This window comes from Pantoea sp. T14, from assembly GCF_036663535.1.
In the GTDB taxonomy this organism is placed as follows: domain Bacteria; phylum Pseudomonadota; class Gammaproteobacteria; order Enterobacterales; family Enterobacteriaceae; genus Pantoea; species Pantoea phytostimulans.
In genome coordinates this window covers 1-13473 of sequence record NZ_JAWUEB010000023.1, presented here as the reverse complement: position 1 = coordinate 13473, position 13473 = coordinate 1, and the positions used below count along the sequence as shown (strand labels likewise).

Sequence of the window (13473 nt, the reverse complement as noted above, 5' to 3'; positions counted from 1 at the left end):
TGACTCATGCGACGAGATTAAAGAAGGGAGGTCGCTGATAACCGCTAAGGCTACCCGCGTAAAGAGGTAGCCTTAGATGTTATTCCTGTTAACCAGGTATTCGAGCCAGCATCGACTGGGCGTGTCCAAGGCATTGTCCTCTCATGATAATAGTGGGCGCATGTTACGCTGAGACGAAAAAGTCGTCAACCGATGCTAAAGCGTTTCCAGTTTGGCGTAAGCAGCAACTAACCATTTGATTCCCTGCCCCTGAAACGCCACCTGAAGTCGGCTGTGTTCGCCGCTGCCTTCCAGATTGATGATGGTTCCTTCACCAAATTTGGCATGTTTTACTCGCTGCCCCAGCGCGAAGCCGCTGTCGTTTTTCGTTATTGGCGTTCCCATACGTTGATGGTTGACCGGGCGCGTTACGCTGGCACGCAAACGTACTTCTTCAATGCAGGCTTCCGGTAATTCGCCGATAAAGCGCGAAGGACGGTGATACACCTCTTTACCATATAAGCGACGGGTTTCAGCGTAGGTCAGCGTCAGTTTTTGCATGGCGCGCGTCACGCCAACGTAGGCAAGACGACGCTCTTCTTCCAAACGTCCGCCTTCATCCAGCGACATCTGGCTAGGGAACATGCCCTCTTCCATGCCAACGATAAAGACCTGGCTAAACTCCAGCCCTTTAGCTGAGTGCAGCGTCATTAACTGCACCGCATCCTGCCATTTATCCGCCTGGCCTTCGCCCGCTTCCAGCGCAGCATGCGATAAAAATGCCTGCAGCGGCATCAAATCTTCGTCTTCATCTTGATAGCTGAACTGGCGTGTTGCCGTGACCAGTTCCTCAAGGTTTTCGATACGCGCCTGGCCTTTTTCGCCTTTTTCCTGCTCGTACATCATCCACAGACCTGAATCTTTTATGACCCGATCGGTTTGTACATGCAGCGGCATTTCTGCGGTTTCGGTTGCCAGCGAATCAACCAGCTCACAAAAGCGTTGCAGCGCGGACGCCGCTCGACCCGCTAAGGCGCGCGTCTGCAATAATTCACGCGTCGCTTGCCACAGCGTCAGCTGTTTTTCCCGCGCAGTTTGCCGCACGACATCCAGCGTACGATCGCCCACGCCACGAACGGGGGTATTGACGACGCGCTCGTAGGCCGCGTCATCGTTACGGTTGGCCATCAGTCGCAAATAGGCCAGTGCGTCTTTGATTTCCTGACGCTCGAAGAAGCGCATACCGCCATAAATACGGTACGGCATACTGCTTTGCAGCAAGGCTTCTTCCAGCACGCGTGACTGAGCATTGCTGCGATAGAGAATGGCGCAATCTATCAGCGCATTGCCGTTTTCGTGCCAGGCTTTGATGCGATTCACCACAAAGCGCGCTTCATCCAGCTCATTAAAGGCGCAGTAAATTGAAATCGGCTCGCCGTCGCTGCCATCGGTCCACAGCTCTTTGCCGAGGCGACCGTTGTTATTCGCGATCAAGGCGTTAGCCGATTTCAGAATATTATTGGTTGAGCGATAGTTTTGCTCAAGGCGGATAGTTTCTGCGCCAGTAAAATCTTGCAGGAAGCGCTGAATGTTCTCGACCTGCGCACCACGCCAGCCGTAAATCGACTGATCGTCATCACCGACAATAATGACGCGTCCGCTGTCACCTGCCAGCATGCGGATCCATGCATATTGAATGTTGTTGGTATCCTGAAACTCGTCCACCAGCACGTTGGTAAAACGTTCGCGGTAGTGATTCAGAATGTGCGGCTTGTTAAGCCAGAGTTCATGCGCACGCAGCAGCAGCTCGGCAAAATCCACCAATCCAGCACGATCACACGCTTCCTGATAAGCCTGATAAATACGCAGCCAGGTTTGCTCCACCGGATTGCCATAGCTTTCGATATGCTTTGGACGCAGCCCTTCATCTTTTTTGCCGTTGATGTACCACATGCCCTGACGCGCAGGCCATTGCTTATCATCAAGATTCATCGCTTTGATCAGTCGCTTTAACAGACGCAACTGGTCTTCGCTATCGAGGATCTGAAAATCCTGCGGCAAATTAGCATCCAGATGATGCGCACGCAGCAAGCGGTGCGCTAAACCGTGGAAAGTGCCGATCCACATTCCGCCCTGGCTGGTGCCAATCAGCTGTTCGATACGGTGACGCATCTCTGCGGCGGCTTTATTGGTGAACGTTACTGCCATGATTGAGTAAGGCGAGCAGTTTTCCACCGAGAGCAGCCAGGCGATACGGTGCACCAGAACGCGCGTTTTTCCGCTGCCCGCGCCTGCTAATACCAGCAGGTTATTGCGCGGGGCCGCAACGGCCTCGCGCTGTTTGTCATTCAAACCGTCGAGCAGTTCAGAAACGTCCATAAGCACCAATAAGTCAGAGAGTGTAAAGCAAAAGACTGGATATATTTACAGCCATTATAGCAGTGAGGTGAGCGATGCCAACTGTGAAATTTCAACATGCGGCAGCAGGCGCGCATCATTGATGTGCATAAGATTGCCCTGCCGCAGGTTGATCCAGCAGGCTTGCATGCCGCAGCGCAGCGATCCGGCCACATCGGTAGTGAGATCGTCACCCACGTGCAGGATGTGTTCCGGCGCGATGTTCAAACGTTTTGCGGCCAGATGATACATATCTTCCCATGGCTTAGCGCGACCATCCGGGCCGGCACGCAACGCAAACTGGAAGTAGTCAGCAATTCCCAACTTTTCTAACTTCGCATTGCCGTTGGTGATGGCCACCAGCGGCACTTTTTCCGCCAACATTTTCAGCGTTTGATGCGTCTCTTCTGGCATTTTCACTTCGCTACGCCATTGATGGAAAACCTCCATCACCTGCGCAGCCCCGGCAAAGGCTTGTTCTGCGGGAATGCCAGCATTCAACATCGCCAGCTCAACCGAACGACGACGCCATTCCGACACATCATGGTAGATATCGGGCTCCCGCAGCAGCAATTCATCACGCAACGCCTGATACGCTTCCGCCGTGAAAGTTTGCAGCGAGGGATGGAACGCCTGTAGCGCAGCGTGGGATTCTTCGGTGGTTTTACGTATCACCGGATAATTGTCGTAAAGCGTGTCATCGAGATCAAAAGTCATGGCTTTGATGGCACGTAAGGGACGATAAAACTTCATTCTTTCTTTCCTCGTTTGGCGCGGGGATGGGCAGCATCGTACACCGAAGCCAGATGTTGGAAGTCGAGATGGGTATAAATTTGCGTAGTTGCAAGATTGGCATGCCCCAACAGCTCCTGCACCGCACGGAGATCGCCACTCGACTCAAGTAAATGGGTTGCAAAAGAGTGGCGAAGCTTGTGCGGATGGATATGGCTGGCTACGCCCTGCTTGATGCCCCACTCCGCAAAGCGCTTCTGCACGTTACGCGCCGATATACGACAGCCACGCGTGGAGAGAAACAGCGCATCATCCTCGCAGCCAAAGCTGGCGCGCAGCGGCAGCCAATGTTCAAGCCAGGTTACAGCAGTACGACCAATCGGTACGCGGCGTTCTTTGCTGCCTTTACCTGTTACCCAGACTTCACCTGAAGCCATATCGACATGGCGACAATCCATGCCTACCAGTTCAGAAAGACGCAATCCACCGCCATACATCACTTCCAGCATGGCGCGATCGCGTACCGCTAGCGGATCATCAAGATCGATCTCAAGCAGCTGATTCACTTCATCAACATCAATATTTTTAGGTAAATGACGCGCTTTTCTCGGGGTAACAATGCCTTTTGCAGGATTGGCACTTAACATGCCCTGACTGACTTGCCAGTCAAGAAAACTGCGCAACGCCGAAAGACGCAGCGCGAGGCTGCTGGCGGAAAGACCGGTGCGGCGACTGCGTGCCGCCATGCTGCGCACCTGTGCCGGTTCCAGCGTCGCCCAGGCGCTGATTTTCATCTCATTCGCAATAATCACCAACGCGGCGAGCTGGCGCGCATAGTTGCTTTGCGTGAGCGGACTGAGCTGGCGCTCCACTTTCAGATAGCGCAGAAATCCGTCGACGGCATCCTGCAGCGAATGACTCATGCGCGCTCTACCCAGCGCATCAACAGTTCAGGCATCATTTGTGACAGATGCTGCAACAGCAACGTGCCCATGCCCGATTGATAATGCTGGCTGTCGCGGCTGCTGAAAATCAGCACGCCCAAATCGCCATGTTCGCCCATTAACGACATCGCCACCGAGCCAATCGCTTTGGCTTGCGGCAGCAGCAACAGCAATTCCGGGCCATTAATGCTGCCGAGATAATGGTGTTCATTGCCAAAACGTTGAATACGCAGCGGCTCAAACAGCTGGCGTGAAAGGCTTAGCTGAATAAAATCAGACGGCGCGCCAAGACGCCATTGATCATTGAACAAACGAATGTTTGCACCCGCCAGGCCCAGCTCACGCGCCCAGCGGTGCAGGCGATTTAACATCTCCTGCAGAGAATCGGCCGCCGCTAAATGTCCCTGTAACGACAGCAGACGATCAAACAGCTGGTGATTATTAGTGGCTTGCTCCATCAGCAGCGTGATCTCTTCTTCCAGCTGCTGGATATGATTGCGCTGACGTGCCATGTGCCATTCCACCAGCGACACGCTGCCACGTACCGGATGCGGCACTGCCATTTGTTCGACCTGCCGCGCATTGCGGATAAAGAAATCGGGATTTTGCCGCAGGTAATCGTTAACGGCTTGATCGTCCAGCAAGACCGTATTATCGGCTTGCTCTTCGATATTTTTCATAGATGAATAAACCCATCGTAGACGTGTGTGGCTGGGCCGGTCATGTAAAGTGGTTCTCCAGCCCCTTTCCAGGCGATATGCAGCGTGCCGCCGGGTAAATCAACACGCACTTTTGGTGCCAAAATTCCCTGCTGGATGCCACAAGCAACGGCTGCACATGCACCGCTACCGCACGCCTGGGTTTCGCCCGCACCGCGTTCATACACGCGCAGACGAATATGTTCAGGATTGACGATTTCCATAAAGCCAACGTTGACGCGCTCTGGGAAACGTTCATGGCCTTCAAGAATTGGCCCTAATACTTCAACCTGTGCCGTTTTTACACTTTCGACCTGAATCACGCAGTGCGGATTCCCCATTGATACCGCGCCAAACATCACAGTTTGTTCAGCAACGCGGAGCAGATAAATGTTTTCCGCTTTGTTGGCGCGAAAAGGCACCTGCTGAGGCTCAAAGTCAGGCAAGCCCATGTTGACGCAGACCAGATCGTCCGGCGTTACGCTTAACACCATGCGGCCCGCCTGCGTGCTGACGCGGATGTCGCTCTTGTTGGTCAAGCCTTTCAGTTGCACAAAGCGGGCAAAACAGCGTGCGCCGTTGCCGCATTGCGACACTTCGCTGCCATCTGCGTTGAAGATACGATAGTGAAAATCGAGGTCAGGATCGTAAGGTGGCTCAACGATAAGCAACTGATCAAAGCCGATACCCAAATGACGATCGGCCAATCGGCGAATCAGTTCGGGCGAAAAAAAGACATTTTGCGTCACAGCGTCCACAACCATGAAATCGTTGCCGAGGCCGTGCATTTTGGAGAACTGCATTTTTTGCTCCGCCGGATGCGCCATTGAAATTAGTTCGCTTGAGTGCTCGAATCGTCAGTCACTAATCCGCTCACATCCGCTTTGGAAGCCTCTGTTTTTTGCGACTCAGTCGGTGTTTTTTGCGTTTGCGGCTTATCCTTCGGCGGGAAGTAAAGCGGTCCTTTTAACCCACAGCCTGCAAGGCTCGTTAATGCCAAGGCAATTCCCAACAGGCTAATTACTTTCTTCATTCTTTATGCTCTTCATGTCCTTTACCTGGATGCTTATCATCGCAGTTGAAGTCGGAAAAGCAACAGGAAATCCCCGTAAATAGCGTGAGCGTTGTGACAAGCTGTGAAGATGGCGGCCGCGCATTCATGCTGTGCGGCCCACCAGAATCAATGCATCTGATAACGCGGCTGGTAGTCGCTGTTGTCGTTGTCTGGCTGAGAAGCACACAACTGCGTCAGCGTCTGGCTGCGGAAAGGAATCACCTGGAAACGCTCGCCGGTGTTCACAATTTGATAGAACTGCGGCAGGTTAAAGTTGATAAAGCTGGAGCCGTAGGTAAACCGGTCATGCGAAGATGAATAGAACCGGCTAACGTCACGCACCAGCTCCTCTTTACTGCCTTCACAGTGGTGATAAACCTCAACCCGATTAGTTTCATCCAGAATATAGATATTAAAACCACGCTCATCGGTGGTGTCTTCAAAGAAGAACTGGATGATGCCTTCACTCGCATAAGCGTTGACGACCGGCGGTAGCGGCGTCTGATTGGTTTCGACTTTAATCGACAAGCCATGCAGTTTGTTGTTGGAAATCGCTCCATAAAACTCGACGGCATTTTCCAACTTCTGCACCGAGACGCTCATGCGTTCGAAGAACAGGCCCCAGGTTTCACCCGCCATACGCAAGGCTTTAAAGCGGCCCGGCTCCTGTCGCGTACTGGAAAGGCGCAATTCGATGCATTCCGACACCAATTGCTGCACACGAGTACGAATTAAACCACGCAGATGCTGGCTGTAGCAGAATACTTCTACCGTATCGGGTGGCGCGGCATCCTGATGCATTTTGCCCAGAATGGTTTTCAATCCTTCAATCATCGCCTGCTCGCCGCTGAAATGCAGCGTACGTACTTCATTCCACGAGTTGCGGTACAGCAGATCGATGCTGCCAATCAGACATTGCTGCTGTTGACCAAAGCTGAACACATCCAGCTTACGGAAATCAAAATGCACTACCTGATTACGAAACGCCGAGGTGGGATCGTATTCAAGATTCACAATGATCGCGAGATGACGAATTTCGCACGGGCTGTACAACGCTTTTGGCGTAGGTGAAGGCACACGCAGCGGGAAATGGCTGGAAACATCATTCACTAGCTCCTGCAAACGTGCCAAGTCGCAAATCTCATTACCTTTTATATGCAGCCGCGTTTTGCTGGTCATTAACCCGTTGAACCACGCCCACGCCACCAGTTTATTGAGGTAGCGGTTATATTCCAGCGGCTGATGGCTGATGATCGAGTTCATGTCCGGCGACTGATTATACAAATACCAGCCGGAACGATTGGCACGTCCCGGCGGCACATGGATAAAGGTCAGATTCTCTTCCGAAAGATCGGGCGAAATTTGCGGGTTAACCAAGGTGACTTTACCCGGCAACGCTTCAAACGCTGCGTACAGTTTACGTGTCAGCACGCCGATATCCTGCGGGCTGGCGCTGACACTTAAATTGTTGCGGCGCGCAAAGCGGATCAAGTTGCGATAACTCTGCATCATCGCATCCAGTAATTCATTATGGGCTTCACGAACCCGCTCGATTTTCCAGCCTGCACGATTATCGAGAATGGCCAGTTTTTCTTCGTCCCAGCCCCACTCTTTAACCAGCTGCGACAAAATCTCACGGCGCCAGCCGGTGCGATGTGAATGCTCTTCACTGGTGAGCTTTTCACACACTTTGAGATAGAAGCAGCGGCGCACTAAATCAAGGCGTGGCTGATCGTCAACGCTGGTCAAATAGTGCGTGACGCGTTCCAGCATCATGCAATAAGGATCAAGACCGAAGCAGACGATTTCACCATCATGCAGACGTTGCTTGATATCCATCGCCAGCAACTGCGTGTTGGGGTATTCCCAGCTGTACGCTTCCAGCAGCAAGGTTTTCAACACCGCTTTATAAGGCGAGTCGATACTTTTATAGAGCTGCCACAAGCTGGCACCGAAGTACTCTTCTGCCGACAGCGTGCCGAGGCCGCCTAAATCCAACCATTCGTTGGGTGTCAGCACACCTTTGGCATAAAGCGACATGACGTATTCGTCATAATGATGCTCTTCTTCGCCTGGAACCATATTCCACAGAATACGTTTACCTGCCATGCGAACCGCGGTGCGGTAGAATTCATCCAGCAACAAAATATGTTGTGTTGAACCACAGTCTTCGCCACCGAGGTTACCGCTTTCGTTATGTCGAAAACGGTTTTCATCAATCAGGAAGAAACTGACTTCTACGCCCATCGACACACACCATTTCTGCAGCAAGGTACACTTACGTTGCAGATTGAGGCGCTCTTCATTGTCGAGCCAGGATTGATGGCAAACCCAGATATCAAGATCCGATATGCTGTTTTGTCCTACGGATGACGTACTGCCCATGGAATAGATGCCGGTAATCGGCATTTGCCCTTTCGGCGTATCAGCCAACGTAAGGTCATGATCGCCGGTCAAGTCAGCCAGCAAACGGTGCTGGTTTTCTTCAGGCGTGAAGAAGCTGATGCCATGTGGAACGTTACCTTCAAGATAACCCGGCATCAGCGGATGTTGATAATGTAATAAGGTTGGCAGCAGACTGTAGACGCGCTGGAAAGCGGGTCCCATGGCAGCCAGCGCGCGATCAATACGCAGCTGGTTGATAGCATCCAGTCTCTGTTTCAGTGTCTCAATGTAGAGGTACAAGACGTTTCGCCTGATTGTCCTAATGTTTAAGCACCCTGTTTCCAAAATCTGCCGCTTTATAATCAAGATGTCGTGCAGATTATTGCTGGAAACGTGATCAATCTATCACTCGGCAGATTGACCGTAAAGAAAGTTGCGCTACTTAACAGTTTAGCACGTTCCTGCTGGCGTCCTGCCTTTTCAGACTCTGGCTCAAAGCTCCACCGTGATAAACACGGGCGAAATCTGAGAGCGGACTGTTTTCAATCCGTTGAAACTGACAGCATTCCCCTATCGATGATAGGATATTCGGTGAACGATCAAAATGGTTAACAGCATGTTAGACAAAATTTTCAGAATTGCTACAAGACAGAGTCCACTCGCTTTGTGGCAGGCACAATATGTACAGCAGCGCCTCATGAGCGCCCATCCAGGCTTACGCGTTGAGCTGGTTCCGATGGTCACCAAAGGTGACATTATTCTTGATACGCCGCTGGCTAAGGTCGGCGGTAAAGGCTTGTTCGTTAAAGAACTCGAACAGGCTATGCTGGAAAATCGTGCCGATCTGGCGGTGCATTCAATGAAAGATGTGCCGGTGGATTTCCCCGAAGGTTTGGGACTGGTGACCATTTGTGAACGCGACGATCCGCGTGACGCGTTTGTCTCTCATCATTATGCCTCAATCGACGAACTGCCGCAGGGTGCGATAGTGGGTACCTCCAGTTTGCGACGCCAATGTCAGATCAGCGCACGCCGCCCTGATTTAGTGATTAAAACCTTACGCGGCAATGTTGGAACGCGCCTGGGCAAGCTGGATGCCGGTGAATATGATGCCATTATTCTCGCCGCAGCCGGGCTAAAACGTTTAGGTCTGGCCGATCGCATTCGCCAACCCTTGCCTGCAGAGATTTCTCTGCCTGCGGTGGGCCAAGGTGCGGTGGGCATAGAATGCCGCCTTGATGACACGACGCTGATTGGCTTGCTGCAAGCGCTGAATCACGAAGACACGGCCGTGTGTGTAAAAGCTGAGCGTGCGATGAATACACGCCTCGAGGGCGGTTGTCAGGTTCCTATCGGCAGCTTTGCGCTGCTAGAAGGTGATCAACTTTGGCTGCGCGGCATGGTAGGTGCGCCGGATGGTAGCGTGATGGTCAGCGGCGAGCGCCGTGGCCCACGCGATCAAGCTGAGCAAATGGGAACCTCACTGGCGGAAGAGTTGTTAGAAGGTGGCGCGCGTGAAATTCTGCGTGACGTTTATCAAGGCCAACCGCCTGCATGACCATTTTGGTGACCCGCCCGGAGCCCGCTGCGGCAGAATTAGTAACACGTCTGCATGCGCTGGGTAAACAGGCCTGGAGCCTGCCGCTGATTGAATTCGCGCCGGGCGGCGATCTTGATCGTCTGCCACAACAATTGGCAGGTTTACGTCCCGGCGATTTGGTTTTCATGCTGTCGCAGCAGGTTATCCACTTTGTCCATCCCGCGATGCAACACGCAGGCGCAGCGTGGCCCGCCGACGTAGACTATTATGCAATTGGCCGCAGCACCGCGCTGGCGTTTCACACTATTAGCGGCCTGCATGTGACCTATCCCCACGCGCAAGAAACCAGCGAAGAACTTATCCAGCTGAATGTGTTGCAGCGTGTAGGCCATAAGCGCGCCTTGATATTGCGGGGTAATCAGGGTCGGGAGTTGCTCGCAGACACTTTACGCAGCCGGGGCGCGGACGTCCTGTTTAGTGAATGTTATCAGCGCTGCCAAAAGCATTATGACGGGGCGATAGAAGGCAAACGCTGGCGAGAGCGCGGTGTTACTACTTTAGTCGTGACCAGCGGTGAAATGTTACAACAACTTTTTTTGCTGTTCCCCGCAATTGACCGTGAGGAATGGTTGCTTAACTGTCGGCTGCTAGTCGTCAGTGAACGTTTGGCTACCCTGGCCGCAAATTTGGGTTGGCAGGATATTCAGGTAGCCGATGGTGCCGATAACGACGCGCTGCTGCGTGCGTTACGCTGAACTTAACAATGGGATGTGCCACATATGACGGAACAAAAAGACTCCTCCGCCATGGTTGAAGAAACCACCCCAGCGGTTGAACGCTCTCCTTCCGCCAGCAACAAACCACCGCGTAATAATAAAAACGGTGGCATGGTGCTGGGTGCGGTAGCGATTGTGATCGCCCTGGCAATTGGCGCCGGTTTATACCTTAATGGGAAACATCAGGCCGATTTACAAGCACAAACCAACCAAAGCCTGAGCGAACAACTTAGTGCCCTGCAACAGCAGGCCAACAGCGACAAACAGCAGCTGACGCAGCAGTTAACCAGCACTGAAAGCGCCTTGAAAACGGCGCAGGCTCAGCTGGAAGGTTCCGCGAAAGAACTGACAACGCTGCGTGAGAAAGTGGCGGTGATTTCTGGCAATGATGTACGCAGCTGGTTGTTAGCCCAGGCAGATTATCTGGTGAAACTGGCGGGCCGCAAATTGTGGAGCGATCAGGATGTCACCACGGCAGCAGCGTTGTTGAAAAGCGCTGATGCCAGTTTGGCTGACATGAACGATCCTAGCGTAATGAATGTACGTCGTGCGCTAACGCAAGATATCAGTACCTTGTCAGCAGTAACGCAGGTCGATTATGACGGCACGATTCTCAAGCTGAATCAGTTATCGAACGGCGTGGATAATCTGCGTTTGGCCGACAACGACAGCGATGATGCCCCGATGGACAGCGACGGCGGCGAGCTTTCCAGCTCGGTTCGTGAATGGCGTCAAAATCTGGTTAAAAGCTGGCACAACTTTATGGATGATTTCATTACCATCCGCCGCCGCGACAATACTGCGCAGCCGTTGCTGGCACCGAACCAGGATGTCTACTTACGTGAAAATATCCGTTCACGCCTGCTGATTGCTGCGCAGGCTGTTCCACGCCATCAAGACGAAATCTACAAACAATCAATCGATACCGTTTCGACTTGGGTGCGTGCCTGGTATGACACCAACGACGCCGCCACCAAAGCCTTTCTCGCCCAGCTGGATGAGTTGAGCCAACAGAACATCAACATGGATTTACCCGAAAACCTGGAAAGCCAGCCGCTGCTGGAACAGTTGATGCAGACCCGTGTGCGGAACCTGTTAGCGCAACCTTCCGTCGATGCTAATCAGCAGGGAGGCTAAGCATGCTCAAGGTATTTATCCTCTTTGTGCTGCTGATTGCTGGCGTGGTCCTTGGACCGATGATCGCTGGCCATCAAGGTTACGTGCTGATTCAGACGGATAACTGGAACGTCGAAACCAGCGTGACCGGTTTAGTGATCATCTTGATTATTAGTTTGTTGGTGATTCTGGCGGTGGAATGGCTGTTGCGTCGTCTGTTCCGTACTGGCGCGCGTACACGCGGCTGGTTTACCGGACGTAAACGTCGCCGTGCTCAGCGACATACGCAATCAGCATTAATGAAACTGGCAGAAGGCGATCATAAGCAGGTCGAGAAACTGTTGTCGAAAGATGCCGATCATGCGGATGTGCCCGTAGCGAACTACTTGCTGGCAGCGGAAGCAGCGCAACAGCGTGGTGATGAAGTGCGAGCAAATCAGCATCTTGAACGTGCATCTGAACTCTCTGAAAACAATACTATTCCTGTCGAAATTACTCGCGCCCGCATTCAACTGGCCCGCAATGAAGATCATGCCGCGCGTCATAGCATAGATCGCTTGCTGGAAGTGGCGCCGCGCCATCCTGAAGTGTTACGTCTTGCAGTACAGGCCTACATCCGTACCGGAGCGTGGAGCGCATTGTTAGATATTCTGCCTGCAATGCAGAAAGCGCAGGTTAGCGATGACAACCAACGTACCGCACTGCAACAGCAAGCCTGGCTTGGCCTGATGAGTCAGGCGATGGCCGATCAAGGCAGCGATGGCCTGAAGCGCTGGTGGAATAACCTGAGCCGCAAAACGCGTCAGGAAACGGCACTGCAGGTGGCGATGGCGGACCATCTCATTGAATGTGATGACCACGACACTGCGCAGGAAATCGTGCTGGAAGGATTGAAACGCCACTACGACGATCGTCTGGTGCTGCTGATGCCTCGCATCAAAAGCGGAAACCCAGAAGCGTTGGAAAAAGCGTTACGACTGCAGATCAAGCAACACGGCGCAACGCCACTACTGCACAGTACGCTGGGTCAGTTGTTAATGCGTCATGGTGAATGGCAGCAGGCCGCCGAAGCGCTACAGCAAGCCTTGGCGCAGCGCCCAGATGCTTTTGATTACGCCTGGCTGGCAGATGTATACGATCGTCTGCGTCGCCCAGAAGAAGCGGCGAAAATGCGGCGGGAAGGTTTATTGCTGACGCTAAAAAATAATCCTAACGCGTAATAGGTAGGATGTGTACAGCCGGGCTTGCCCGGCTTTTTTTTGCCTGTCACTTTTATTGTCTATTGCCATATTGCAGATAAAAAAACACCTGCCATAAGCAGGTGTAAGATCAGGTCGATAAGACAACTGGACGGTACCCGACTCAACGTGGTGTCTCTTGATCCTGTAAAGCTCACGCGATACAGGCAGGCAGACAACAGGTACCCAAAATTGGCTCTGCGTCATTCCCAGGTTTATGTAGCATCCGCTAACATAAGAGGTGGAATGAGCATCTACAAAGATATTATTGCATAAATCGTGCCAGATTGGGATATTCCTAAAAAATCATTATCTATCTGTAGGTTAAAACTGACAGACAAGAGAGAAAATTACGGGAAACGAAAAGTGTGTCGGTTAAAAGCGACAGGTAAGAGAAAGGCTGTATCCATTCAGAGACAATCTCAGTAAAACCAAGTAAATACCTTATTAAACAAAAGATTATTCGTCTCACATCAACGACAGCACGCTTAAATCACTCCGCGACTTTTCTACAGGCGAAAAAAAACCTGCTTCAGGAAGCAGGTTTCTAAAAGTGGTCGGCGAGAGAGGATTACGCTTCTCGCTGAGAAGCGCCCTGCGGGCCGTTGCTGAAG

The 13473-nt window shown here is 52.4% G+C and carries 12 protein-coding genes; 4 read left to right on the top strand and 8 right to left on the bottom strand.

Annotated elements, in window-relative coordinates; genetic code table 11:
* Positions 1-72: 72 nt before the first annotated feature.
* From ysgD to SC127_RS11030, 8 genes are all read right to left on the bottom strand, one after another.
* Positions 73-129 carry a YsgD/CorL family protein gene (gene ysgD, locus SC127_RS22585; RefSeq protein WP_370661507.1) on the bottom strand — a complete coding sequence of 19 codons (57 nt, stop codon included), beginning with the start codon at positions 127-129 and terminating at the stop codon, positions 73-75.
* A 66-nt stretch (positions 130-195) separates the two neighbouring features.
* Entirely contained in the window at positions 196-2358 is a 2163-nt protein-coding gene (gene uvrD, locus SC127_RS11060) for a DNA helicase II (protein ID WP_243079711.1), read from the bottom strand.
* 54 nt (positions 2359-2412) lie between these two features.
* A complete protein-coding gene (gene yigB, locus SC127_RS11055; protein WP_243079712.1) occupies positions 2413-3129 on the bottom strand; it encodes a 5-amino-6-(5-phospho-D-ribitylamino)uracil phosphatase YigB in 717 nt (238 codons plus the stop codon).
* Positions 3126-4031, bottom strand: coding sequence for a tyrosine recombinase XerC (gene xerC, locus SC127_RS11050; protein ID WP_243079713.1), 906 nt, complete (start codon positions 4029-4031; stop codon positions 3126-3128). The genes yigB and xerC overlap by 4 nt, the downstream gene beginning before the upstream one ends.
* Positions 4028-4732 carry a DUF484 domain-containing protein gene (locus tag SC127_RS11045; RefSeq protein ID WP_215847982.1) on the bottom strand — a complete coding sequence of 235 codons (705 nt, stop codon included), beginning with the start codon at positions 4730-4732 and terminating at the stop codon, positions 4028-4030. Before SC127_RS11045 ends, xerC begins: the two co-directional genes overlap by 4 nt.
* Positions 4729-5553, bottom strand: a complete 825-nt coding sequence (gene dapF, locus SC127_RS11040) for a diaminopimelate epimerase (protein WP_243079714.1) — start codon at positions 5551-5553, stop codon at positions 4729-4731. The genes SC127_RS11045 and dapF overlap by 4 nt, the downstream gene beginning before the upstream one ends.
* Before the next feature lie 29 nt (positions 5554-5582).
* A complete protein-coding gene (lptM, locus tag SC127_RS11035; RefSeq protein ID WP_243079715.1) occupies positions 5583-5783 on the bottom strand; it encodes an LPS translocon maturation chaperone LptM in 201 nt (66 codons plus the stop codon).
* 147 nt (positions 5784-5930) lie between these two features.
* Complete coding sequence (locus SC127_RS11030; protein ID WP_215847984.1) at positions 5931-8489, bottom strand: class I adenylate cyclase; 2559 nt, start codon at positions 8487-8489, stop codon at positions 5931-5933.
* Positions 8490-8805: 316 nt separating this feature from the next.
* Between SC127_RS11030 and hemC the strand changes: the two genes are divergently transcribed.
* Genes hemC through hemY form a run of 4 tightly spaced genes read left to right on the top strand, consistent with a single transcriptional unit; the run spans position 8806 to position 12841 of the window.
* Positions 8806-9747, top strand: a complete 942-nt coding sequence (gene hemC / locus SC127_RS11025) for a hydroxymethylbilane synthase (protein ID WP_243079716.1) — start codon at positions 8806-8808, stop codon at positions 9745-9747.
* Positions 9744-10484: a uroporphyrinogen-III synthase gene (gene hemD, locus SC127_RS11020; RefSeq protein ID WP_243079717.1), complete on the top strand. Its 741-nt coding sequence runs from the start codon at positions 9744-9746 to the stop codon at positions 10482-10484. The genes hemC and hemD overlap by 4 nt, the downstream gene beginning before the upstream one ends.
* 24 nt (positions 10485-10508) lie before the next feature.
* Positions 10509-11642, top strand: a complete 1134-nt coding sequence (gene hemX, locus SC127_RS11015; protein ID WP_332626437.1) for a uroporphyrinogen-III C-methyltransferase — start codon at positions 10509-10511, stop codon at positions 11640-11642.
* A gap of 2 nt (positions 11643-11644) precedes the next feature.
* Positions 11645-12841 carry a protoheme IX biogenesis protein HemY gene (hemY, locus tag SC127_RS11010; RefSeq protein ID WP_243079719.1) on the top strand — a complete coding sequence of 399 codons (1197 nt, stop codon included), beginning with the start codon at positions 11645-11647 and terminating at the stop codon, positions 12839-12841.
* The last annotated feature ends 632 nt before the right edge of the window (positions 12842-13473 follow it).

Bases quoted from the DNA above. Each gene is read 5' to 3' on its own strand.
- SC127_RS11045 (WP_215847982.1), bottom strand. From the start codon at position 4,732: ATGAAAAATATCGAAGAGCAAGCCGATAATACGGTCTTGCTGGACGAT.
- uvrD (WP_243079711.1), bottom strand. From the start codon at position 2,358: ATGGACGTTTCTGAACTGCTCGACGGTTTGAATGACAAACAGCGCGAG.
- yigB (WP_243079712.1), bottom strand. From the start codon at position 3,129: ATGAAGTTTTATCGTCCCTTACGTGCCATCAAAGCCATGACTTTTGAT.
- xerC (WP_243079713.1), bottom strand. From the start codon at position 4,031: ATGAGTCATTCGCTGCAGGATGCCGTCGACGGATTTCTGCGCTATCTG.
- lptM (WP_243079715.1), bottom strand. From the start codon at position 5,783: ATGAAGAAAGTAATTAGCCTGTTGGGAATTGCCTTGGCATTAACGAGC.
- hemC (WP_243079716.1), top strand. From the start codon at position 8,806: ATGTTAGACAAAATTTTCAGAATTGCTACAAGACAGAGTCCACTCGCT.
- hemD (WP_243079717.1), top strand. From the start codon at position 9,744: ATGACCATTTTGGTGACCCGCCCGGAGCCCGCTGCGGCAGAATTAGTA.
- dapF (WP_243079714.1), bottom strand. From the start codon at position 5,553: ATGCAGTTCTCCAAAATGCACGGCCTCGGCAACGATTTCATGGTTGTG.
- hemX (WP_332626437.1), top strand. From the start codon at position 10,509: ATGACGGAACAAAAAGACTCCTCCGCCATGGTTGAAGAAACCACCCCA.
- hemY (WP_243079719.1), top strand. From the start codon at position 11,645: ATGCTCAAGGTATTTATCCTCTTTGTGCTGCTGATTGCTGGCGTGGTC.